This is a genomic window from Streptomyces sp. NPDC099050, from assembly GCF_044759865.1.
Lineage (GTDB): Bacteria > Actinomycetota > Actinomycetes > Streptomycetales > Streptomycetaceae > Streptomyces.
Genome location: NZ_JBIWAE010000007.1, coordinates 85,909 through 108,436, shown reverse-complemented (window position 1 = coordinate 108,436; position 22,528 = coordinate 85,909). Strand labels below are relative to the sequence as shown.

Genomic DNA, 22,528 nt, shown 5'->3' with positions numbered 1-22,528 from the left:
AGTACCGTCCGGCCGGGAGAGCGGCAGTCAGATGAGCAGGCTTCCCTGCAGTTCCGCGCGCAGGTCCGGGGTGAGGACACTGCCGGCGCGGTCCACGAGGAGGGCCATCTCGTACCCCACGAGACCGATGTCGCACTCGGGGTGCGCCAGTACGGCCAGCGAGGATCCGTCGGAAACCGACATCAGGAAGAGGAATCCGCGGTCCATCTCCACCACCGTCTGGTTGACGGCACCGCCCTCGAAGATGCGGGACGCACCCGCGGTGAGGGAGGTCAGCCCGGAGGCCACCGCGGCGAGCTGATCGGCCCGGTCGCGGGGGAAGCCTTCGGACATGGCCAGAAGGAGGCCGTCGGCGGAGACCACCACGGTGTGGGACACCCCGGGGGTGTTGTCCACGAAGTTGGTGATCAACCAGTTCAGGTTCTGTGCCGCCTGGCTCATCGAACTCAACTATCGCTCCTGCTGGTAAGTGGGGTCGACGTGGTAATTGCCGGTGGCCGGGCCGGTGGTGCCGGCCTGCCGTCCCTGCTGGATACCGCGTCGGAGGTTGGTGAGACGGCCTCGGACATCGTCCGGGGACCGCGAAACCTGGGGGCCGGCCTGTGCTTCGGCCTGCTGCTGCGCGGTGCCGGCCACGAGGTTCGCCCGTGGGACCCGGCGGGGCAGACCCGACGTGGTGATGCCGCCGGCGGCGGGCTGGCGCACGCGCTCGGCCTGCCGCATCAGCTCGTCGTTCGGCGAGGAGCGCCAGCTCACGGTCGGCACGGCGCCGGTGGCCGTCTGCGCGGACTCCGCCGGAGCCTGCTCCGCGCCGCGCTGCGGCAGCTGGTGCTGCTGCGGGCGCTGGGGGGCGACGGGAGCCGGAGCCGCCGGGGCGGACTGCTGCGCCTGCTGGGGCACCGCCGGTACCTGCGCTGGGGCCTGACCGGCCTCCTGGCGGAACCAGTTCGACTCCAGCGTGTCGAAGATCGGGCTGCGACCCTCACCGCTCGGACCGGCCGGGGGCAGCGCCTCCGGACGGGGCGCCTGCGGCAGCCGCGGAGCCTCGGCGCGCGCAGGCGGTACGGGGGCGTAGTCGCCCTGGGGCTGCGGAGCCTGGCCGGGCTGGGCGAAGCCGCCGACACCGGGGCCGCCGGGCCGCTGGGCCTGGAAGTCCTGGCGGGCGAACTGGCCGGTGGAGGCCGGGTCGCCGAACTCGGGACGGGCGAACTGCCCCGTGGAGGCCGGGTCGCCGAACTCCGGACGGGCGAACTGGCCCGTGGCGCCGTTGTCGTGGCCGCCGGAGCCGCCGGCCTGCGGGGCCGGGGCGTTGAAGTCGGGGCGGGGGAACTCGGATGTGGAACCGGGGCCCGACAGCTCGTCGTGGCCGCGCGGTACGTCGTGACCGCGCTGGCCCGCGCCCCACGAGGTGGTCTGGGGCATCGCGGAGGGTCCGCCACCCGCGCCCGGGAGCTCCGGACGGGGCGCGCCACCGCGCGGCGGCAGCTGCGGCTGGGGACCGCGCGCGGCCGGGCCGCCGGGCTGCTGCCGACCCGGCTGACCCTGCTGCTGCGGAGCCTGCTGCGGGGGCTGCTGCCCCGGCTGACCCTGCTGCGGACGCTCGAAGCCGTTGCCCTGCGGGAAGCCGCCGGGACCGGATGCCGTGGGGACGCCGACCGGAGGACGGGCCTGCGGACCGCCGAAGCCGCCCTGGCCGCCGGGACCCGAGACCGGGCCGCGGCCCGGCAGCGGGGCACCCGAACCGAAGGCGCTCTGCGTCTGGCCGCCGGGGCCCTGCTGCTGCGGGGGCCGTCCGCCCTGCGGGCCGCCCTGCGGGCCGCCCTGCGGGCCGGGGCCCTGGGGAAGACCGCCGGGGGCCCCGTCGCGGCCCGGCAGGGCCGCGCGCTGGTTGCCGGCGGAAACCTGGCCGCGCTGCGGGCCGGCGCCCACGGGGGGACGCGCGCCGGGAGCCGGGACCGAGCCCTGTGCGCCGGGACCGCCCTGACCGGGGGCGCCGGGAGACCCCTGACCGCCCTGGCCGGGCATCGGAGCGGGCTTCTTGCCGCCCTGGGCCACGTCCACCGGCAGCATGACGAGGGCCGTCGTACCGCCCGAGTCGGAGGGACGCAGCTGGATGCGGATGCCGTGTCGCAGGGACAGGCGGCCGACCACGAACAGACCCATGCGCCGGGAGACGGAGACGTCCACGGTGGGCGGCGCCGCGAGCCGCTCGTTGATCGCGGCGAGGTCCTCGGGGGAGAGGCCGATGCCGGTGTCGTGGATCTCGACGAGCACGCGGCCGTCGGGCAGCGCGTGACCGGTGACCTTCACCTTGGTCTGCGGGGAGGAGAACGAGGTGGCGTTCTCCAGCAGCTCGGCGAGCAGGTGCACGAGGTCGTTGACGACGCGGCCGGCGACGTCGGTGCCGGGCACCGACGAGAGTTCGATGCGCTCGTACTGCTCCACCTCGGACGCCGCGGCACGGAGCACGTCGACGAGCGGGACGGGGCGGGTCCACCGGCGGCCCGGCTCCTCGCCCGCGAGGACGAGGAGGTTTTCGCCGTTACGGCGCATGCGGGTCGCGAGGTGGTCGAGCTTGAAGAGCGAGGACAGCTGGTCCGGGTCGGCCTCGCGCGACTCCAGCTCGGAGATGAGCGAGAGCTGGCGCTGGATGAGGCCCTGCGAACGCCGCGAGAGGTTGGTGAACATCGCGTTGACGTTGCCTCGCAGGAGGGCCTGCTCGGCGGCGAGGCGGACGGCCTCGCGGTGCACGTCGTCGAAGGCCGCGGCCACCTGGCCGATCTCGTCGCGGGTGTGCAGACCGACGGACTCCACCGTCGTGTCCACGTCCTGCGGGTCGGACTCGGACAGCTGCTTGACGAGCTCGGGCAGCCGGTCCTGGGCGACGCGGGTCGCGGTGTCCTGGAGGCGGCGCAGCGAGCGGATCATCGAGCGGGCCATGACGAAGGCGCCGACGAGGGAGACACCGAGGACGAGGAGGATCAGCGCACCGTTGATGAGGGCGTCGCGCTGCGACTCGTTCTTGAGCTCGCGGGCCTTCTGCTCCATGTCCTCGAGCAGGGTGAGCTCGATGACCTTCATCGCCTGGAGCTTGGTGTCGTCGGCGTCGTACCAGTCCATCCAGGACCGGGGCTTCTCCTTGACGAACTGGTCCTTGTTCGCGAGGACTCGGCGGGCGTAGCCGTCGGCGTTGCCGATCTCCTGGTTGCCGTCACCGAGCGAGGCGAGGAGCTCCTCGGGCTTGCCCTGGTAGGCCAGCTCGAAGGTCTTCTGCGCCTGCTCCTCGCTGTTCTGCGCGGAGCGGGCGTACAGCCGGTCGTTCTCGGTGAGGTTGCCGGGCACGGAGGGGTCGGCGGGGAGCGCGGCGGCGATGACCGCGCGCTGGATCGAGGCGTACTCCTTGGCGGAGGAGAACGCGGCCAGCGCACGGGTGCGCTTGATCATCTCAGGGTTCGAGGTGGCCTGGGCCATGTCCTGCGAGAGCGAGAGCAGCGAGACGACCAGCGCGTTGTACTCGGTGACGGTCTGCTGGGCACCGTTCTGGTACGCGTTCTTGCGGATCTCTTCGAGGTTGTTGAGCCCGTGTGCGATCTGCAGGATGTTGTTGCGGATCGACCGGAGCGTCTCGTCGTCGCCCTCCGCGACGTCGACCTTGTCGGTCGCGGCGGCGAAGGACCGGACGGCGGAGTCGGTCGAGTCGCGGACGCCCTGCACCAGGGTGCTGGTCTTGCCCGACTTGTCGACGGACAGCGGGCCGGCGGAGTTGTCACGCTCGGCCTGGAGCATGGCGGCCAGGTTGGTGGCCTGCCGGGTCATCGTCGTCAGCAGCTGCATGTGCTCCAGCTGCGCGATGTCGTTGAGCGAGTCGTTGATGCGGAAGCCACCGAGGGTGGTGGCGGCGACGACCGGCAGGGTCAGCAGCGACACCAGTCGCGTGCTGATGCGCCAGTTCTGCATGGCCAGACGGGAACCGGACCCACGCGGGGTCTGGGGTATCGCGACGTCGCGGCCGCCCGACTCGTCGTCGGCCTTGGAACCGCCCTTGGGCTTGGCACGGCCCTTGGGCTTCACCGCGGCGGAGCCGTCGGGGCCCCCGCCCTCGACAGCCGGCCCGCGGTTCTGGGCGTGCTGGGGCGAGGAGCCACGGTCGGTCCCGCCGCGCGGGTCCTGCTCCGGCGCGGCTTCCCCACGGCCCTGACGGGCCTGGGGAGACCCCTTGTCATCCCTCTTGAATCGTCCCTGCACTAGCGTCGCAACCTCTGGACCAGGCGTCCCGCCGGGCGACCGGTGGGACGGTGTCGAGTCGTGGGGCAATGCGCCCCATGGTGGTCGTCGGTGACCGGCGCGTCTCCCTCTCCGTTGCCGCCGCGCTCGGCGCTGTCTCGCGCCACCTGCGCGCCGGCTGATTCCCGCGGCGGTCCCGCGAATTCCAGCACAGAGGCGGATCTCCAACAAGGTGCGAGTCCCGGCCTGGACAGTCGGTCACGTCCGGTGACGTCCGCACTACCCGACGTGCGGGCCAATTCATATGGAATCGGACTTACGCCGCCCAAACCTCGCGCCTGACAAGCTGTCCCAGTCGCGATGATCGGGAGCGGAATGGCGCATTCAGTGGCGCAATGTCCGCTTTGGGGGGTGGAATTGACTGCCCGTTATGCCCGTAATGCCTGGTCGCTGGTGAGCAAACTCACATAGCCGTGGCCATTACTTCCCGGTTCGGCGGGGGATTCAGATGTTTAGCCTTGAGCTTTACAGGCTTGCCGCGAGCGACAAGCGGCACTCCGAAGGCATCCCGGCGGCGCCCGCCGCCACCATCCGACCTAGTGAGCCGAGGGCTTCGCACTCCGATGAAGACGACGATGATGTTCCGCAACATAGCCAACCCGCGCCGCACCACCCTCGCGCACCTCAAGGACGCCGAGGAGCTGCAGGCCGTACAGGTCCCGGAGCACACCGTCGAGCTGCCGACCCAGACCGCGAACCCGCGCCGCACCGTCCTCATGGACGCGCCCGTCGCCGCCGCGCAGTAAAGGGTCCGTCCGGCGAAAGCCGCGCGAAGCGTCGGCCCCGACCGCGTTAGCCTGGAGTCCGCAGACTCCAGCCAGCGGAAATACAGAGGGGCAGACGCAACACGTGCGCATCGCCAGGTTCTCGATCGACGGCAATGTCGCGTTCGGCGCGGTCGAGGGCAACCCTGCCCCCGGCGCCGAAGGTGAGCTCGTCCTCGACATCATCAAGGGCATCCCGTTCGCGGACTTCGAGCTCTCGGGCACGAAGGTCCCGCTGAACAAGGTCCGGCTGCTCCCGCCCGTGCTCCCGAACAAGATCGTGGCCATCGGCCGCAACTACGCGGAGCACGCGGCGGAGCTCGGTAACACGATCTTCGACAGTGAAGGCCGTCCGGACGCCCCCATCACGTTCTTCAAGCCCTCCACCTCGGTGGTCGGCCCGGGCGACCCGATCGCGTACCCGTCCTTCTCCCAGGACCTCCACCACGAGGCGGAGCTCGCCGTGGTCATCGGCCGCATGTGCCGCGAGGTCCCGCGCGAGCGCGTCAAGGACGTCATCCTCGGCTACACCTGCGCCAACGACGTCACCGCGCGCGACGTGCAGCAGCGCGAGAAGCAGTGGGCCCGCGCCAAGGGCTTCGACAGCTCCTGCCCCCTCGGCCCCTGGATCGAGACGGACCTCGACCCCAGCGACCTGACCATCCAGTGCACCGTCAACGGCGAACAGCGCCAGCTCGGCCGCACCAGCGAGATGGTCCGCTCCATCGAGGACCTCATCGTCCACATCACCGAGGCCATGACCCTCCTCCCGGGCGACGTCATCCTCACGGGGACCCCGGCCGGAGTCGGCCCCCTGAACGTCGGCGACGAGGTCGCCGTCACCATCGAAGGCATCGGCACTCTCACCAACAAGGTGATCAAGCGTGGCTAACGCGACCCCCCGCGTACGTTTCTGTCCGTCCCCGACCGGCAACCCCCACGTGGGTCTGGTCCGCACGGCCCTCTTCAACTGGGCGTTCGCCCGCCACCACGGCGGTACGTTCGTCTTCCGCATCGAGGACACCGACGCGGCCCGCGACTCCGAGGAGTCCTACGGCCAGCTGCTCGACTCGCTGCGCTGGCTCGGCTTCACCTGGGACGAGGGCCCCGAGGTCGGCGGCCCGCACGCCCCGTACCGCCAGTCCGAGCGCATGGACATCTACAAGGACGTCGCGCGGAAGCTCCTCGACGGCGGTTACGCGTACCACTGCTACTGCACCACCGAGGAGCTCGACGCCCGTCGCGCCGCCGCCCGGGCCGCCGGCAAGCCCTCCGGATACGACGGCCACTGCCGCGAGCTGACCACCGTCCAGGTCGAGGCGTACGAGGGCGAGCACCGCGCCTCCATCGTCCGCTTCCGGATGCCCGACGAGCCGATCACCTTCACGGACCTGGTCCGCGGAGAGCTGACCTTCACCCCGGACAACGTGCCGGACTTCGGCATCGTCCGGGCCAACGGCGCCCCGCTCTACACGCTCGTCAACCCCGTCGACGACGCGCTGATGGAGATCACGCACGTCCTGCGCGGCGAGGACCTGCTCTCCTCCACCCCCCGCCAGATCGCCCTGTACAAGGCGCTGATCGAGCTGGGCGTCGCCAAGACCACCCCCGCCTTCGGCCACCTGCCGTACGTGATGGGCGAGGGCAACAAGAAGCTCTCCAAGCGCGACCCCGAGGCCTCGCTCAACCTGTACCGCGAGCGCGGCTTCCTCCCCGAGGGCCTGCTGAACTACCTCTCGCTGCTCGGCTGGTCCTTCTCCAAGGACCAGGACATCTTCTCGATCGAGGAGATGGTGGCGAAGTTCGACATCCCGGACGTCAACGCCAACCCGGCGCGCTTCGACCTCAAGAAGGCCGAGTCGATCAACGCCGACCACATCCGGCTGCTCGACCCGAAGGCCTTCGCGGACGCCTGCGCCCCGTGGCTGCGGGCCCCGCACGCCAACTGGGCGCCCGAGGACTTCGACGCCGCCGCCTGGGAGCGCATCGCGCCGTACGCCCAGACCCGCGTCACGGTCCTGTCCGACATCACGGACAACGTCGACTTCCTGTTCCTGAAGGAGCCCGTCGAGGACCAGGCCTCGTGGGACAAGGCGATGAAGGGCGACCCGGAGGCCCTTCTCACCACGGCCCGCGAGAACCTCGCCGCGGCGGACTGGTCCGACCCCGAGTCCCTCAAGCAGGCGGTCCTGACCGCCGGCGAGGCCCACGGCCTCAAGCTCGGCAAGGCGCAGGCCCCCGTCCGCGTGGCCGTCACCGGCCGCACGATCGGCCTGCCCCTCTTCGAGTCCCTCGAGATCCTGGGCAAGGACCGCTCCCTGTCCCGCATCGACGCGACCCTGGCGAAGCTCGCGGCCTGACCCGCACCTCCCCGTAGGGGCGGCAGCCGACCCGGCTGCCGCCCCTACGGCGTCGTCACGGACTTCTCCGTCGTGCCCCCGGCGGACGGGACCCCGGCGTAGGGTCGGCCGCATGGCGATCCGTGCGGTGCTGTGGGACATCGACGACACGCTCTTCGACTACACCGGGGCCGACCGGGCCGGGCTCACGGCGCACCTGGTCGCCGAGGGGCTCGCGGAGCGGTACGGGGCTCCGGCCGAGGCGCTCGCGCTGTGGCGGCGGATCACCGACCGGCACTGGGAGCGGTTCGCGGCCGGCCAGGGCACCTTCCAGGGGCAGCGCCGGGACCGGGTGCGCGAGTTCCTCGGGGAGCCCGCGCTGACCGACGCGCAGGCCGACGACTGGTTCGGACGGTACGTGGGGCACTACACGGCCGCCTGGGAGCTTTTCCCCGACGTCGTGCCGGTACTGGACGCCCTGGCGGGCGGCTACCGCCACGGGGTGCTCACGAACTCCTCCGTGGCCAACCAGGACCCCAAGCTGCGCCACCTCGGCCTGCGCGAGCGCTTCGAGGTCCTGGTGTGCGCCGTGGAGCTGGGCGTCAGCAAGCCCGAGGCGGGCGCCTTCCTGGCGGCGTGCGCCGAGATGGGCCTGGAACCGGGGGAAGTCGTCTACGTGGGGGACCAGCCCGAGATCGACGCGCGCGGCGCCCGGGACGCCGGACTCACGGCCGTATGGCTCGACCGCGACGGATCGCGCGGCCCCGGGCCCGAGGGCGTGCACCGGATCGCCGGACTCGACCGGCTCCCGCAGGTGCTGGCCGGGGATACCCGTTTTGGAGCACGGTCAGGCATCCGGTAATGTTCTTTCTGCGCCGCCCGAGCGGGCCGAAAGGCCGGGCCGGAGGCGCTAACCGAACGAAAGCCCCTCAGGGTCTTGAGTTTTGGTGGGCTATAGTGTAATTGGCAACACGAGGGTTTCTGGTTCCCTTATTCTAGGTTCGAGTCCTGGTAGCCCAGCGCAGTTCAGTAGTGACGCAGTGCTTGCCCCCGTTGTGTAGCGGCCTAGCACGCCGCCCTCTCAAGGCGGTAGCGCCGGTTCGAATCCGGTCGGGGGTACAGATCCTTCCCGCGAGATCTCCAGGGTCGCACCCGGATGTTTTGATGCAGGATCGCTAGGGCCCCCGTTGTGTAGCGGCCTAGCACGCCGCCCTCTCAAGGCGGTAGCGCCGGTTCGAATCCGGTCGGGGGTACGGTGTCTAGCTGGTCTAGACCTTTGGGCTATAGTGTAATTGGCAACACGAGAGTTTCTGGTTCTCTTATTCTAGGTTCGAGTCCTGGTAGCCCAGCGCAGTACCGCAGTGAAGCTAGCCCCCGTTGTGTAGCGGCCTAGCACGCCGCCCTCTCAAGGCGGTAGCGCCGGTTCGAATCCGGTCGGGGGTACGCACAGAAGAGGCCCTCCGCGTTCATCGCGGAGGGCCTCTTCGCTATGTCCGGGCGTCCGGGCGTCCGGGTGTCCGGGTGTCCCGACGGGGCGGAACCGGGCCGAGAAGTACGGGCCCGGCGGCGCGTGTGTGCGGACGTGTGCGGCGTCTCACGCGCCCCCGGGCCCGGGGGAGTGGTGGGTGAACAAGGGGAGTTCAGCTGGAGCGGCGCAGGGCCTCCGTCAGGCGGGCGGCCGCGTCGATGACGGCCTGGGCGTGCATGCGCCCCGGGTGGCGGGTCAGGCGCTCGATCGGCCCGGAGACCGAGACGGAGGCCACCACGCGGTTCGAGGGGCCGCGTACGGGCGCCGAGACGGAGGCAACACCCGGCTCCCGCTCGCCGATCGACTGCGCCCAGCCGCGACGCCGTACGCCCGAGAGCGCCGTCGCCGTGAAGCGCGCGCCCTGCAGCCCGCGGTGGAGCCGCTCGGGCTCCTCCCAGGCCATCAGGATCTGCGCGGCCGAGCCGGCCTTCATCGGGAGCGTGGAGCCCACCGGGACGGTGTCCCGCAGGCCCGACAGCCGCTCGGCGGCCGCCACGCAGATGCGCATGTCGCCCTGACGCCGGTAGAGCTGCGCGCTCTCGCCCGTAACGTCCCGGAGGTGGGTGAGCACCGGTCCGGCCGTGGCCAGCAGGCGGTCCTCGCCGGCCGCGGCGGCGAGCTCCGCCAGCCGCGGTCCGAGTATGAACCGGCCCTGCATGTCCCTCGCCACCATCCGGTGGTGTTCCAGTGCCACGGCAAGGCGATGTGCCGTGGGTCGTGCGAGCCCTGTCGCCGCGACCAGCCCGGCGAGGGTGGCCGGACCGGACTCCAGTGCGCTCAATACCAGAGCTGCCTTGTCGAGAACGCCGACGCCGCTAGAGTTGTCCATGAAACGATATTCGCGTCTCACACTGTGAAACGCAAGTTCAATTTTTCCAAGAACCAGCGAGTCTGTATGTGCGGGTCCACGAACCACTGGGTCCGAGCCGTCGTCCGGGACGTGGGGTACGGGCGGTCAGGCGCACGAGATCTCTATCAAGCGCCGGCACAACCGGCCGGCCGGAGGGAAAGCGATGGGTAGGACACTCGCGGAGAAGGTCTGGGACGACCATGTCGTCCGGCGCGCCGAAGGCGAGCCCGACCTCCTTTTCATCGATCTGCACCTGCTGCACGAGGTGACCAGCCCGCAGGCCTTCGAAGGGCTGCGTCAGGCCGGCCGCAAGGTCCGACGCCTCGACCTCACCATCGCGACCGAGGACCACAACACCCCCACCATCGACATCGACAAGCCGATCGCGGACCCGGTCTCCCGGGCCCAGCTGGAGACGCTGCGGTCGAACTGCGCCGAGTTCGGCGTCCGCCTGCACTCGCTGGGCGACGTCGAGCAGGGTGTCGTCCACGTCGTGGGACCGCAGCTGGGTCTGACCCAGCCGGGCACCACGGTGGTCTGTGGTGACTCGCACACCTCCACGCACGGCGCCTTCGGCGCGCTGGCGTTCGGCATCGGTACCAGCCAGGTCGAGCACGTGCTGGCGACCCAGACGCTGCCGCTGGCCCGCCCCAAGACGATGGCGATCACCGTCACCGGCGCGCTGGCCGACGGCGTCACCGCCAAGGACCTGATCCTGGCGATCATCGCCAAGATCGGCACCGGCGGCGGCCAGGGCTACATCCTGGAGTACCGCGGCGAGGCCGTCGAGCAGCTGTCGATGGAAGCCCGCATGACCATCTGCAACATGTCGATCGAGGCCGGCGCCCGCGCGGGCATGATCGCCCCCGACCAGACCACCTTCGACTACCTCCAGGGCCGCGACCACGCCCCCGTGGGCGAGGACTGGGACGCGGCGGTCGCGTACTGGAAGACCCTGCGCACCGACGACGACGCCGTCTTCGACGCCGAGGTCGTCATCGACGGCACCACGCTGTCGCCGTTCGTCACCTGGGGCACCAACCCGGGCCAGGGCGCACCCCTGTCGGCGAACGTCCCCGACCCGGCTTCGTACGAGGACGCTTCGGAGCGCAACGCCGCCGAAAAGGCCCTGGAGTACATGGGGTTGACCGCCGGGCAGCCGCTGCGCGACATCAAGGTCGACACCGTCTTCGTAGGTTCCTGCACCAACGGCCGCATCGAGGACCTGCGCGCCGTCGCCGGGATCATCGGGGGCCGCAAAGTCGCCGACGGCGTACGGATGCTGGTCGTCCCGGGCTCGGTGCGCGTCGCGCTCCAGGCCGTCTCCGAGGGCCTGGACAAGGTCTTCAAGGATGCCGGCGCCGAATGGCGGCACGCGGGCTGCTCGATGTGTCTGGGCATGAACCCCGACCAACTGGCGCCCGGTGAGCGCTCCGCGTCCACCTCCAACCGCAACTTCGAGGGCCGGCAGGGCAAGGGCGGGCGCACCCACCTGGTGTCCCCGCAGGTGGCCGCCGCCACCGCGGTACTGGGCCACCTGGCCTCGCCCGCCGACCTGGCAGGGTCGTCCGCCGCTACCGCGCCCGCAGGAGTCTGAGAACGATGGAAGCCTTCACCAAGCACACCGGCCGGGCCGTCCCGCTGCGCCGCAGCAACGTCGACACCGACCAGATCATCCCGGCCCACTGGCTGAAGAAGATCACCCGCGACGGTTTCGAGGACGGGCTCTTCGAGGCCTGGCGCAAGGACCCGGAGTTCATCACCAACCGCCCCGAGCGCGCCGGCGCGACCGTTCTGGTCGCCGGTCCCGACTTCGGTACGGGTTCCTCGCGCGAGCACGCCGTCTGGGCCCTGCAGAACTTCGGCTTCAAGACGGTCATCTCCTCCCGCTTCGCCGACATCTTCCGCGGCAACTCGCTGAAGAACGGTCTGCTGACCGTGGTCCTGCCGCAGGAGACCGTCGAGCAGCTGTGGAAGCTGACCGAGGCCGACCCCACCGCCGAGATCACGGTCGACCTGGTCGACCGCCAGGTCCGAGCCGAAGGCGTCGTAGCGGAGTTCGAACTCGACGACAACGCTCGCTGGCGGCTGCTGGAGGGCCTGGACGACATCTCCCTCACCCTTCAGAACGAAGCGGACATCTCCACGTACGAAAGCGTTCGGCCGGCCTTCAAGCCGCGCACGATTCAGGCGTGATTCCAGCCTGAGCAGCGCTTATTCGCCTTAGGGTGATCACATAGGCAACACTGTGCCCCCTGCCATCCGGCAGGGGGCACAGTCGTGTGTTGAGGCCCCGTGAGGCGACAACTCGCCCCAGATGGCACAATCTGTGCATGGAACGCGACAGTCAACTTGAGCTCTACGGACTTGTCGCCGACCGATTGAAAGAAGCACACACAAGGGTGCGCACACTGCAAGTCCCGGAGGGCGTAAGGATGGCGCTGTCCCGGAAGCTGTTGGTCGTCACGGCCGTGGCGAAGCATGATCTCGCCGACGCGGCAAGGCGCCTGGACAGGTTGATGAAGGACCTCGACGAGGGTCGATTCCCTGAAGGCGACTGATGCGAAGGAACTCCGTAACGGCCTACAACGTTGCGGCACTAGGGTGATAAGCCCGTTTCGTGTTTGATTTGCGGTATATATCCGCCTAACGTGCGAAATAAGCTTGAACACATTCGTTCTGGCGAAGTCTCCGAAGGGGAAGACGTTGAACAAGGCGCAGCTCGTAGAAGCGATTGCCGACAAGCTGGGCGGCCGTCAGCAGGCCGCGGACGCCGTCGACGCGGTACTGGACGCCATCGTCCGTGCGACCGTCGGTGGCGACCGGGTCTCGGTCACGGGCTTCGGCTCGTTCGAGAAGGTCGACCGCCCGGCCCGCTACGCCCGCAACCCCCAGACGGGTGAGCGCGTCCGGGTCAAGAAGACCTCTGTTCCCCGCTTCCGCGCGGGCCAGGGCTTCAAGGACCTGGTCAGCGGCACCAAGAAGCTGCCCAAGGGCGGCGAGGTCTCGGTGAAGAAGGCGCCCAAGGGAAGCCTCACCGGTGGCGCTTCGGCGACGGTCAAGAAGGCCGCCGCGAAGAAGGCCGCACCCGCCAAGAAGGCGGCTGCCGCGGCCAAGACCACGGTCGCGAAGAAGGCCACGGCCAAGAAGGTCACCGCCACCGCCAAGAAGACGGTCGCCAAGACCGCCGTGGCGAAGAAGGCCTCCCCGGCGGCGAAGAAGACCACCGCCACCGCGAAGAAGGCCGCCCCCGCGGCCAAGAAGACCACCGCCACCGCGAAGAAGACCGCCCCGGCGGCCAAGAAGGCCACCGCGGCGACGAAGGCGCCCGCCAAGAAGACGGCGACGCGCAAGGCCACCGCGAAGAAGACCACCGCCCGCAAGACCAAGTAGGGCAACGAGTCACACACGCCGGGCCGGTTTCCCCACCGTGGGGAAACCGGCCCGCGGTGCGTACGGGAGCGGCCGGGGTCGGTACGGGAGCGGCCGGGGTCAGAAGGTCTGCAGCGTGACCAGGGTGATCCGCAGGCCCGCGCCCTCGCCGTCCGTCTCGATCCGGACCCGCTGCCCGGGGCGCAGCAGCCGCAGGCCGCCCGCGTCGAACGCAGGGGCCTCGAAGGGCACCGGGGTGCCGTCGTCCAGCAGCACACTGCCGCTGCGGGTCTGGGTGTCGTACGTGTACGCGGTCGCCTGCATACGGGCACTGTATCGGGCCGTATGGCGCCCCACGCCGAGGGCCAGGGCCGTCCGCAGATCCGCCCCCGTGTCCACGTCCCGGCGGATGCTCTCGACGCCCGCGAGGGCCATTTCCACCGCACCGGAGGCCGAATGCCGGGCCCGCGAGGAGCCGCCGAACGAGGGCGCCAATTCCACGTCCGGAGCAGCGGAAAGCAAGGTAGTCCCGATTCCCGCCGCATCCGCCAGAAATGCCCTGGGAAATGCCGAAGCGGTTTCGAGCACGCGTAGCAATTCGGGTGGCCGCAGCGCCGGCAGATCCGCGTTCATCGCGGCCACCGCCGCCCGCGGCCTGCCCGCCCGTATCTCCCGCGCCCCGTGGGCCAGTGCCGCGTTGAGTCCGGCCGCGGGGGAGTCCGGCACGATCCGGGCCCCCAGCCGCGCCAGTTCCGCGCCGGCCGCGGGATCGTCCGTGACGACCACCACATCCGCGACCGCGGCGCAGGCCAGCGCCCCGGCGACGGTGTCCAGCGCGAACGCCAGGGCGAGCCCCGGCCGGGACGCCCCGACGGCCGCCGCGAGGCGGCTCTTGGCCACCGCGAGCGGTTTCAGCGGGACCACCAGACTCCAGACGGCGTTCGTGACGGACCCCTTCCCTCCGGCACGCTCGCGCGCCGCTCAGACCATGTGCGGGTCATGGCCGGGTCATGCGGAGCCCCATTGTCACCTCATGCCGGTCGACCCGGGGTCTGGTCAGGGTGTCCGGGGCGTACGGTGTTCTCGACAGAGACCGGACCCGGGGCCACACTTGTCCGGCCCAGAGGCGCCCAAGCCGCGCACCGGTCCAAGAGGAAGGTGTCCGAGTGTCCCGCCGCAGAATCGGCTTCTGGTACCGCCTTGCGGCGGCCATCGCGAAACCGCCGCTGGTAGTGCTCTTCAGGCGGGACTGGCGGGGAATGGAACACATTCCGACCGAGGGCGGATTTATCACCGCCGTCAATCACAACTCGTATCTGGACCCGCTGTCCTACGCGCACTTCCAGTACAACACCGGCAGGGTGCCCCGATTGCTCGGCAAGGCGGCCCTCTTCGAGGTCCCCATTGTCGGAGCGATCCTGCGCGGCTCCGGCCAGATCCCCGTCTACCGGGAGTCCACCAACGCCCTGGACGCATTCCGGGCCGCCGTGGACGCGATCGAGCGCGGCGAATGCGTGGCCTTTTACCCGGAAGGCACCCTCACCCGGGATCCGGACATGTGGCCGATGGCCGGCAAGACCGGTGCCGCCCGGGTGGCGCTGATGACCAGGGCCCCCGTCATTCCGGTGGCCCAGTGGGGCGCGAATCTCGCGATGCCGCCCTACGCCAAGGAGAACAGGGTCCGCCTGTTCCCGCGCAAGACCCTCCAGGTCCTCGCCGGGCCGCCCGTGGACCTCTCCGCGTACTACGACCGGGAACCCACCCCGGACGTGCTCAGGGAGGCCACCGAAGTCATCATGGCGGCCATCACCGGGCTGCTGGAGGAACTGCGGGGCCAGAGTGCGCCCGCGCAGCCGTACGACCATCGCAACGCCAGGGCGCAGCAGCGGCGCAAGGCCGCAGGGGAGGGCAACAAGTGACAGGTCCCGTGAAGGCAGCCGTATTCGGAACCGGCTCCTGGGGCACGGCCTTCGCCATGGTCCTCGCCGACGCCGGCTGCGAGGTGGTCCTGTGGGGCCGCCGCCAAGAGCTCGTCGACGCCATCAACGGCACCCGGACCAACCCGGACTACTTCCCCGACATCGAACTCCCCGCGAACATCCGCGCCACCAGCGACCCGGCCGAGGCCGCGCGCGGCGCCGACTTCACGGTCCTCGCCGTCCCCTCGCAGACCCTGCGCGGCAACCTCGCCGCCTGGGCCCCGCTGCTGGCCCCCGAGACCGTGCTCGTCTCCCTGATGAAGGGCGTCGAACTCGGCACGGCCAAGCGGATGAGCGAGGTCATCGCAGAGGTGGCCAAGGTCCCCGCCGACCGCGTCGCCGTCGTCACCGGCCCCAACCTGGCCCGCGAGATCGCCGCCCGGCAGCCCGCCGCCTCCGTGGTCGCCTGCACCGACGAAGCCGTGGCCCAGCGCCTCCAGGCCGCCTGCCACACCCCGTACTTCCGCCCGTACACGAGCACCGACGTCATCGGCTGCGAGCTCGGCGGCGCGGTCAAGAACGTCATCGGCCTCGCCGTCGGCATCGCGGACGGCATGGGCCTCGGGGACAACACCAAGGGCTCGCTCATCACCCGCGGTCTCGCCGAAGCCACCCGCCTGGGCCTGGCGATGGGCGCTGATCCGCTCACCTTCTCCGGCCTCGCGGGCCTCGGCGACCTCGTCGCCACCTGCTCCTCGCCGCTCTCCAGGAACCACACCTTCGGCACCAACCTCGGCCGCGGGATGACCCTGGAGGAGACCATCGCGGTCACCAAGCAGACCGCCGAGGGCGTCAAGTCCTGCCAGTCCGTGGCCGATCTGGCCCGCCGCCACGGGGTGGACATGCCGATCACCGACACGGTCGTCGACATCGTCCACCACGGCAAGCCCACCCTGGTCGCGCTCAAGGAACTCATGGGACGCAGTGCCAAACCGGAACGGCGCTGACTGCTTTCCGGACGCTTGACCGGGTACCCTCGTGGCGATATGAGCAGCGAGAACCTCCCCCAGACCCCTGAGCAGCAGGGCCGCAAGCCCCGCGTGGCCGTCGTGTTCGGCGGCCGCAGCTCGGAACACGCCATCTCGGTCGTCACCGCGGGCGCCGTCCTGCGCTCCATCGACCGCTCCAAGTACGAGGTGCTGCCCATCGGCATCACCACGGACGGCCGATGGGCGCTGACCGCCGACGAGCCCGCCCGGATGGCCATCTCCGGCGGCGAGCTCCCCAACGTGGGGCAGCTCGCCGATTCCGAGGACGGCACCGTCGTGCTCTCCGTGGACCCGGCCAGCCGCGAGGTCGTCTACACCGAGCCGGGCGCCGTTCCCAAGGCGCTGGGCGAGGTCGACGTGGTCTTCCCCGTCCTGCACGGCCCGTACGGCGAGGACGGCACCCTCCAGGGCCTCCTGGAGCTGTCCGGCATCCCGTACGTCGGCTCGGGCGTCCTCGCCTCGGCCGTCGGCCAGGACAAGGACTACATGAAGCGGGTCTTCACGTCCTTCGGGCTGAAGGTCGGCCCGTACGTGACCATCCGCCCCCGCGAGTGGGAGAACGACCGCGAGGGCGCCCTCGCCCGCATCGCGGGCTTCGCCGGCGAGCACGGCTGGCCGCTGTTCATCAAGCCCGCCCGCGCCGGCTCCTCGATCGGCATCACGAAGGTCGACGAGCCCTCCGGGCTGGAATCCGCGATCCGCGAGGCCCGCCGCCACGACCCGAAGATCATCGTGGAGGCGCTGCTGCGCGGCCGCGAGATCGAGGTCGGAGTCCTGGAGTTCGAGGACGGTCCGCGCGCGAGCGTGCCCGCCGAGATCCCGCCGGTCTCCAGCCACGACTTCTACGACTTCGAGGCCAAGTACATCGACTCCGCCTCCGGACTCGTGCCCGCCCCGCTCACCCCGGAGCAGACCGCCGAGGTCCAGAAGCTCGCGATCGAGGCCTTCGACGCCGCGTCCTGCGAGGGCCTGGTGCGCGCCGACTTCTTCCTCACGGAGGACGGCGCCTTCGTCATCAACGAGATCAACACGATGCCGGGCTTCACGCCGATCTCCATGTACCCGCGCATGTGGCAGGAGTCGGGCATCGAGTACCCGGAGCTGGTGGACCGCCTGATCCAGGCCGCTCTGCGCCGCTCCACCGGACTGCGCTAACCCCGTATCGAGCCCAAAGCCCCGCACGCGGACGAGGACCGCCCGCCGCCCCTCGGATGAGGAGGGCGGCGGGCGGTCCTCGTCCGCGCGGGCGGGTCCGGGAGCGTCAGTACGAGGAGATGCCCACCGGAACGGTCTTGGCGATCGCGGCGGACAGGCCCACCAGCATCCCCGCATCCGTGGCATGCTCCTTGTCGACCCGGACCTCCGTGTACGCCAGCCGACTCCCGGTGGTGAACCGGAAGCCGCCGTCGTCCAGCTGCTCCAGGAGCCAGCCGACACCGTTCACGTCGACGCCCTCCTGCTTCTCGTCCAGCATCTTCGCGGGCCGGGGGATACCGCACCGCAGTACGATCGCCGAGCCACCCCATGCGGCGGTCAGGTCCGACTGCGGCAGTGCCGGGGTCCGGGCCAGCGAGACCACCGTCGCGGGAAGCTCTTTGTGCAGCGCCGCACAGAGGTCCGCGACATCGGCGGGCGGAGCGGGCGGCGGATCCACCCGGGCCTCGGAACCACCAGGGGAACAGCCCGCGACGGCCGCCGAGGCGGCCAGCGCGGCCAGCGCGGCGAGCAGAGAGAAGGGCCGGCGGTGTCGTGACATCACCGGCCAAGAGTAGACGGGGGCTACAGATGGACGACCGGGCAGGTCAAGGTGCGGGTGATCCCCTCCACCTGCTGGACCTTGGCCACGACCATGCGACCGAGGTCGTCCACGGTGTCGGCCTGGGCGCGCACGATCACGTCGTAGGGGCCGGTCACGTCCTCGGCCTGGATCACCCCCGCGATCTGCGCGATGGACTCGGCGACGAACGACGCCTTGCCCACCTCGGTCTGGATGAGGATGTACGCCTGTACCACGGAACCTCCAGGGCGGCCACGAGGATCATTTCCCCTACCCTTCGGGTGGGCCCGGGGATGACGGGTGGGCCCGGGGAAGAAGGGACGCCACGGTACCGCGTCACCGAGCGCCGCGGGGAGACCCGCGGGTCCGGCGGCGCGCAGAGCGGGGCGTACGGAGAGCAGAAGTTGACGTATCTGTTGACGGTACCCAGAGCTGTGACGGCTCGCGACCGCAAGCGGACTGGGCAAGAAGGGGCACAGCGATGAAGGGCACTGTGGGCGAGCTGGGGGAGTTCGGGCTCATTCGGGAGCTCACCTCACGGCTCACCACCACCCCGGCGGTCCGGGTCGGCCCGGGCGACGACGCCGCGGTGGTGTCGGCCCCCGACAGGCGGGTCGTGGCGAGCACGGACATCCTGCTGGAGGGCAGGCACTTCCGGCGCGACTGGTCCACGGCCTACGACGTCGGCCGCAAGGCCGCCGCGCAGAACCTCGCCGACATCGCCGCCATGGGCGCGGTGCCGACGGCCCTGCTGCTCGGCCTCGTCGTCCCGGCCGAGCTGCCGGCCACCTGGCCCACCGAGCTGATGGACGGCATCCGCGACGAATGCCAGGTCGCCGGCGCGGCCGTGGTCGGCGGCGACGTGGTCCGCGGCGACGTCATCACCGTGGCCATCACCGCGCTGGGCGACCTGCGCAACCACGAACCGGTGCTGCGCTCCGGCGCCCAGCCCGGCGACGTCGTGGCCGTGACCGGCTGGCTCGGCTGGTCCGCGGCCGGCTTCGCGGTGCTCTCGCGGGGCTTCCGCTCGCCGCGCGCCTTCGTCGAGGCCCACCGCCGCCCCGAGCCGCCGTACCACGCGGGCCCCGCAGCCGCCGGACTCGGCGCCACCGCCATGACCGACGTCAGCGACGGCCTGATCGCGGACCTCGGGCACATCGCCGAGGCCAGCAAGGTACGGATCGACCTGCGCTCGGCGGCCGTCGACATCCCGACGCAGATGCACGACATCGGGCAGGCCGTCGGCGTGGACCCGCTCCAGTGGGTCCTCACCGGGGGAGAGGACCACGCGATCGTGGCCACCTTCCCGCCGGACGTGAAGCTCCCGGCCCGCTGGAAGGTCATCGGCGAGGTACAGAACCGCTCCGCGCTGCCCCAGGTGACCGTCGACGGCGCCCCCTGGGCCTCCACGGGCGGCTGGGACCACTTCGGCGGTGACGCGGCCGCCGAGGAGACCGCGCGATGAGCGGTTCCCCCGGCTTCCCCGGCGCCCCCGGCTTCCCCGCCGCCCCCGGTTCCACGGGCACCGCCCCGGCCCGCCCGCACCCGCCGCTGTGCCTGACCGTCGCCGGATCCGACTCCGGCGGCGGCGCGGGCATCCAGGCCGACCTCAAGACGATGCTGGCGCTCGGGGTCCACGGGATGAGCGTGGTGACCGCTGTGACCGCGCAGAACTCGCTGGGCGTCAAAGGGGTCTGGGAACTGCCCGCCGAGGCCGTGCGGGGCCAGTACAGGGCCGTGGTGGACGACATAGGCGTCCAGGCGGTGAAGACGGGAATGCTGTCCTCCGCCGCCCTCGTGGAGGCCGTGGCCGAGCTGCTCGCCGCGACCGCCGTCCCGGCGGTGGTGGACCCGGTCGGCGTCTCCAAGCACGGGGACGCCCTCCTCGCGGCCACCGCGCTGGACGCCGTACGGGGAGAGCTGCTGCCCCGGGCCACCGTGGCCACGCCGAACCTGGACGAGGTGACCCAGCTCACCGGAGTCGTCGTGGAGACCGAGGACGACATGCGCCGGGCCGCCGACGCGGTCCTCGCGTACGGGCCCGAGTGGGCGCTGATCAAGGGCGGCCACCTCGCCGCCCACGGGGGCGAGGCCGTGGACCTCCTGACGGACGGCGCCGACGAACGCTGGCTGCGCGCCCCCCGCCACGACAACCGGCACACCCACGGCACCGGCTGCACGCTCGCCAGCGCGATCGCGGCGGGCCTGGCCAAGGGCCGGACCGTCCCGGAGGCCGTCACCGAGGCCAAGGAGTACGTCACCGGCGCCATCGCCACCGGGTTCTCCCTGGGCGCGGGCATCGGACCGGTGGACCACGCGTGGCGGTGGCGCTGAAACGCCCGTGCTGAAACGCCTGTAGGGCCTGTTCCACCCCGTACATGTACGGGGTGGAACAGGCCCTACAGGTTTGATCATGTTCGATCAGGCAAAGCAAGAGGCCGGTCCACCAGGTGGACCGGCCTTCTCAGCAACCGGAAAGGGCTGCGCTACGACGGAAGGCGTCAGCGCGAGACCTTGCCGGCCTTGATGCACGAGGTGCAGGCGTTGAGGCGCTTCGGCGTCCCATTGACCACGGCACGGACACGCTGGATGTTCGGGTTCCAGCGACGCGAGGTGCGGCGGTGCGAGTGGGAAATGCTGTTGCCGAAGCTCGGCCCCTTGGCGCAAACGTCGCAGTTGGCAGCCACAGGTCACTCCAAAGACTTCAGATGCACTTACAGTGAATCCCGGCGCACCGGTATCAGAGATCTGAAGTGGTTTGCCGGGGGGAATGGCCCGACTCTCATCGGGCAACCGGAGCAGCATACAACGCCTGCCTCGGTCCAAGAAAACTACCATGTTCCCGGCCGCCCCCGCCCCGGGGTCCCGCCGTCCCGGCAGTCCTTCGTTACCCTGCGGTGAACCCTGGCCCGCACAAGGAGGAACGCCCGGTGGCGCACCAGCCTCAGCCGTACCCCCTGAACGCCGAAGCGGTACGCACCTGGAGCTCGCTGGCCCTGGCCGCACTGGGCCGGGCCCGCGAGGACATCGACGCGATCAACGTCTATCCCGTGGCCGACGCGGACACCGGCACCAACCTCTACCTGACCGCCGAATCTGCCGACCGCGAGCTCGCGGACCTCCTCGCCGGAGTGACGGACGGCACAGCCGGAGCCTCCCTCCCCGAAGCCGTACGGGCCTTCGCGCACGGCGCCCTGATAGGCGCCCGGGGCAACTCCGGGACGATCCTCGCGCAGCTGCTGCGCGGAGTGGCCGACGTACTCGGTGACGAACCCGCCGGACGCGATCCCGCGCGGCTGCTCGCGCAGGCGCTGACCCGGGCCGCCGAAGAGGCGTACCGGGCCGTCGCGCACCCGGTCGAGGGCACCATGCTCACCGTCGCCACCGCCGCCGCCAGGGCCGCGGAAGCCGCCGCCGGAACGGTCGCCGACGTGGCCGGGGCCGCCTACGACGGAGCCCGCGCGGCCCTCGCCGAAACCCCGGGCCAGCTGGCCGCGCTGGGGCGGGCCGGGGTCGTCGACGCCGGGGGCTGCGGGCTGGTCGCCGTACTCGGGGCCCTGTGGCAGGCGCTGTCCGGGCGGGAACCGGCCCCCGAACCGGTACGCGGCCGGGCCGTGCCCGTACCGAGCACGCAGGAGCCCTGCGCCGAGGAGCACGGCGGACCCGCCTACGAGGTGATCTACCTGCTGGAGGCCGCCGAGACGGAGGTCGACCGGCTGCGCACCCGGCTCGACTCCCTCGGGGACTCCCTCGTGGTGGTCGGCGGCGACGGGCTGTGGAACGTCCACGTCCACGTCGACGACCCCGGCGCGGCCGTGGAGGCCGCTGTGGTCGCCGGGCGGCCGTACCGCATCCGCATCACGCACTTCGGCGACGAACGCCGCCGCGCCCGCGGCGAGCGCTCCCAGCGCGCGGTCGTCGCCGTGGTCCAGGGCGAGGGACTGGCCGGGCTCTGCGGAGAGGCGGGCGCCACCACCGTGCTCGCCCGGCCCGGGGAACCGCCGGCCGTCGCCGAACTGGCCGACGCCATCCGCGAGGCGCACGCCCGCGAGGTCGTCCTGCTCCCCAACGGCGCCGAACTGCGCGTGGTTGCGGCCGCCGCCGCCCAGCAGGCACGGGCCGAAGGCGTACGGGTCGCCGTGATCCCCACCCGCTCCGAGGTCCAGGGCCTGGCCGCCCTCGCCGTGCACGACCCGGACGGCACCTTCGACGAGGACGTGGTCGCCATGACGGCGGCCGCCGGAGCCACCCGCTACGGCGAACTCGCCGTCGCCGAACGGCAGTCCTTCACCTCGGCCGGGATCTGCCAGGCCGGCGACGTGCTCGGCCTCATCGACGGCGACATCGCCGTCATCGGCACGGGCCTGGCCGAGACCGCCGAGGCGGTCCTCGCCCGCATGCTCGGATCCGGCGGCGAACTGGTCACCCTCGTCCTGGGCCCCGAGGCGCCGGACGCGCTGGCCGAGCGCCTGGAGGCGTACGTCCAGCACGGCCACCTCGCCGTCGACACCGTCACCTACCAGGGCGGGCGCGGGTCCGCACCGCTGCTCATCGGGGTGGAATGAGCGGCACGGCCGGGGAAGAATCCCCGGCCGACGCCCTGCGGTTACCGCTTCCACACCTCTCGGCCGGGGCCGAGATCGACC

20 protein-coding genes, 5 tRNA genes and 1 pseudogene are annotated in these 22,528 nt (G+C 71.1%); 19 read left to right on the top strand and 7 right to left on the bottom strand.

What is annotated here, in order from left to right:
- Positions 1 to 27 precede the first annotated feature (27 nt).
- Positions 28 to 441: a roadblock/LC7 domain-containing protein gene (locus tag ACIQV3_RS14340; RefSeq protein ID WP_008739864.1), complete on the bottom strand. Its 414-nt coding sequence runs from the start codon at positions 439 to 441 to the stop codon at positions 28 to 30.
- Between the two features lie 9 nt (positions 442 to 450).
- A complete protein-coding gene (locus ACIQV3_RS14335; protein WP_403712695.1) occupies positions 451 to 4,245 on the bottom strand; it encodes a nitrate- and nitrite sensing domain-containing protein in 3,795 nt (1,264 codons plus the stop codon).
- A 602-nt stretch (positions 4,246 to 4,847) separates the two neighbouring features.
- Between ACIQV3_RS14335 and ACIQV3_RS14330 the strand changes: the two genes are divergently transcribed.
- The 9 genes from ACIQV3_RS14330 (at position 4,848) to ACIQV3_RS14290 (ending at position 8,830) form a co-directional block, all read left to right on the top strand.
- Positions 4,848 to 5,030 (top strand): hypothetical protein, encoded by a 183-nt coding sequence (locus ACIQV3_RS14330; RefSeq protein WP_403712694.1) that lies wholly within the window; start codon positions 4,848 to 4,850, stop codon positions 5,028 to 5,030.
- A gap of 103 nt (positions 5,031 to 5,133) precedes the next feature.
- On the top strand, positions 5,134 to 5,940 hold the full coding sequence (locus ACIQV3_RS14325; protein WP_403712693.1) for a fumarylacetoacetate hydrolase family protein: 807 nt from the start codon (positions 5,134 to 5,136) through the stop codon (positions 5,938 to 5,940).
- Positions 5,933 to 7,408 carry a glutamate--tRNA ligase gene (gltX, locus tag ACIQV3_RS14320; protein ID WP_403712692.1) on the top strand — a complete coding sequence of 492 codons (1,476 nt, stop codon included), beginning with the start codon at positions 5,933 to 5,935 and terminating at the stop codon, positions 7,406 to 7,408. The genes ACIQV3_RS14325 and gltX overlap by 8 nt, the downstream gene beginning before the upstream one ends.
- A gap of 112 nt (positions 7,409 to 7,520) precedes the next feature.
- On the top strand, positions 7,521 to 8,249 hold the full coding sequence (locus ACIQV3_RS14315) for an HAD family hydrolase (RefSeq protein WP_403712691.1): 729 nt from the start codon (positions 7,521 to 7,523) through the stop codon (positions 8,247 to 8,249).
- Between the two features lie 86 nt (positions 8,250 to 8,335).
- Positions 8,336 to 8,407, top strand: a tRNA-Gln gene (locus ACIQV3_RS14310).
- Between the two features lie 26 nt (positions 8,408 to 8,433).
- Positions 8,434 to 8,506: transfer RNA gene (locus ACIQV3_RS14305), tRNA-Glu, on the top strand.
- A 61-nt stretch (positions 8,507 to 8,567) separates the two neighbouring features.
- Positions 8,568 to 8,640 (top strand) — tRNA-Glu (locus ACIQV3_RS14300).
- Between the two features lie 24 nt (positions 8,641 to 8,664).
- Positions 8,665 to 8,736, top strand: a tRNA-Gln gene (locus ACIQV3_RS14295).
- A 21-nt stretch (positions 8,737 to 8,757) separates the two neighbouring features.
- Positions 8,758 to 8,830: transfer RNA gene (locus ACIQV3_RS14290), tRNA-Glu, on the top strand.
- A 197-nt stretch (positions 8,831 to 9,027) separates the two neighbouring features.
- On the opposite strand, the gene ndgR is transcribed toward ACIQV3_RS14290, so the two are convergent.
- Positions 9,028 to 9,744, bottom strand: coding sequence for an IclR family transcriptional regulator NdgR (gene ndgR / locus ACIQV3_RS14285; RefSeq protein ID WP_112450208.1), 717 nt, complete (start codon positions 9,742 to 9,744; stop codon positions 9,028 to 9,030).
- Between the two features lie 184 nt (positions 9,745 to 9,928).
- Here ndgR and leuC point away from each other — a divergent pair, with 184 nt between their 5' ends.
- The 4 genes from leuC (at position 9,929) to ACIQV3_RS14265 (ending at position 13,158) form a co-directional block, all read left to right on the top strand.
- Complete coding sequence (gene leuC / locus ACIQV3_RS14280; protein WP_403712690.1) at positions 9,929 to 11,362, top strand: 3-isopropylmalate dehydratase large subunit; 1,434 nt, start codon at positions 9,929 to 9,931, stop codon at positions 11,360 to 11,362.
- A gap of 5 nt (positions 11,363 to 11,367) precedes the next feature.
- Entirely contained in the window at positions 11,368 to 11,961 is a 594-nt protein-coding gene (gene leuD / locus ACIQV3_RS14275; protein WP_403712689.1) for a 3-isopropylmalate dehydratase small subunit, read from the top strand.
- A gap of 137 nt (positions 11,962 to 12,098) precedes the next feature.
- Positions 12,099 to 12,326: a hypothetical protein gene (locus tag ACIQV3_RS14270; RefSeq protein WP_243337737.1), complete on the top strand. Its 228-nt coding sequence runs from the start codon at positions 12,099 to 12,101 to the stop codon at positions 12,324 to 12,326.
- Positions 12,327 to 12,471: 145 nt separating this feature from the next.
- Positions 12,472 to 13,158, top strand: a complete 687-nt coding sequence (locus tag ACIQV3_RS14265; RefSeq protein WP_403712687.1) for an HU family DNA-binding protein — start codon at positions 12,472 to 12,474, stop codon at positions 13,156 to 13,158.
- A 306-nt stretch (positions 13,159 to 13,464) separates the two neighbouring features.
- Here the strand turns inward: ACIQV3_RS14265 and cofC are convergent.
- Positions 13,465 to 14,064, bottom strand: a pseudogene (gene cofC / locus ACIQV3_RS14260) (2-phospho-L-lactate guanylyltransferase); the annotation flags it as partial.
- Positions 14,065 to 14,303: 239 nt separating this feature from the next.
- Between cofC and ACIQV3_RS14255 the strand changes: the two are divergent.
- The 3 genes from ACIQV3_RS14255 to ACIQV3_RS14245 are packed head-to-tail and all read left to right on the top strand — an operon-like array spanning position 14,304 to position 17,260.
- The gene (locus ACIQV3_RS14255; RefSeq protein WP_403712686.1) at positions 14,304 to 15,056 is read left to right on the top strand and encodes a lysophospholipid acyltransferase family protein; all 753 of its coding nucleotides are present in this window, start codon (positions 14,304 to 14,306) and stop codon (positions 15,054 to 15,056) included.
- The gene (locus ACIQV3_RS14250) at positions 15,053 to 16,063 is read left to right on the top strand and encodes an NAD(P)H-dependent glycerol-3-phosphate dehydrogenase (RefSeq protein WP_403712685.1); all 1,011 of its coding nucleotides are present in this window, start codon (positions 15,053 to 15,055) and stop codon (positions 16,061 to 16,063) included. The genes ACIQV3_RS14255 and ACIQV3_RS14250 overlap by 4 nt, the downstream gene beginning before the upstream one ends.
- A gap of 39 nt (positions 16,064 to 16,102) precedes the next feature.
- Positions 16,103 to 17,260 carry a D-alanine--D-alanine ligase family protein gene (locus tag ACIQV3_RS14245; RefSeq protein ID WP_403712684.1) on the top strand — a complete coding sequence of 386 codons (1,158 nt, stop codon included), beginning with the start codon at positions 16,103 to 16,105 and terminating at the stop codon, positions 17,258 to 17,260.
- Between the two features lie 106 nt (positions 17,261 to 17,366).
- On the opposite strand, the gene ACIQV3_RS14240 is transcribed toward ACIQV3_RS14245, so the two are convergent.
- Complete coding sequence (locus ACIQV3_RS14240) at positions 17,367 to 17,861, bottom strand: DUF3515 domain-containing protein (RefSeq protein WP_403712683.1); 495 nt, start codon at positions 17,859 to 17,861, stop codon at positions 17,367 to 17,369.
- A 23-nt stretch (positions 17,862 to 17,884) separates the two neighbouring features.
- Positions 17,885 to 18,118: an Lrp/AsnC ligand binding domain-containing protein gene (locus ACIQV3_RS14235; RefSeq protein ID WP_112450218.1), complete on the bottom strand. Its 234-nt coding sequence runs from the start codon at positions 18,116 to 18,118 to the stop codon at positions 17,885 to 17,887.
- Between the two features lie 245 nt (positions 18,119 to 18,363).
- Here ACIQV3_RS14235 and ACIQV3_RS14230 point away from each other — a divergent pair, with 245 nt between their 5' ends.
- Together ACIQV3_RS14230 and thiD are read left to right on the top strand one after the other, a co-directional pair.
- A complete protein-coding gene (locus ACIQV3_RS14230) occupies positions 18,364 to 19,347 on the top strand; it encodes a thiamine-phosphate kinase (RefSeq protein WP_403712682.1) in 984 nt (327 codons plus the stop codon).
- Positions 19,344 to 20,216 (top strand): bifunctional hydroxymethylpyrimidine kinase/phosphomethylpyrimidine kinase, encoded by an 873-nt coding sequence (gene thiD / locus ACIQV3_RS14225; RefSeq protein ID WP_403712681.1) that lies wholly within the window; start codon positions 19,344 to 19,346, stop codon positions 20,214 to 20,216. The genes ACIQV3_RS14230 and thiD overlap by 4 nt, the downstream gene beginning before the upstream one ends.
- Before the next feature lie 167 nt (positions 20,217 to 20,383).
- Here the strand turns inward: thiD and rpmB are convergent, their stop codons facing one another.
- Positions 20,384 to 20,569: a 50S ribosomal protein L28 gene (rpmB, locus tag ACIQV3_RS14220; protein WP_073911113.1), complete on the bottom strand. Its 186-nt coding sequence runs from the start codon at positions 20,567 to 20,569 to the stop codon at positions 20,384 to 20,386.
- 243 nt (positions 20,570 to 20,812) lie between these two features.
- Between rpmB and ACIQV3_RS14215 the strand changes: the two genes are divergently transcribed.
- Entirely contained in the window at positions 20,813 to 22,447 is a 1,635-nt protein-coding gene (locus ACIQV3_RS14215; protein WP_403712680.1) for a DAK2 domain-containing protein, read from the top strand.
- The last annotated feature ends 81 nt before the right edge of the window (positions 22,448 to 22,528 follow it).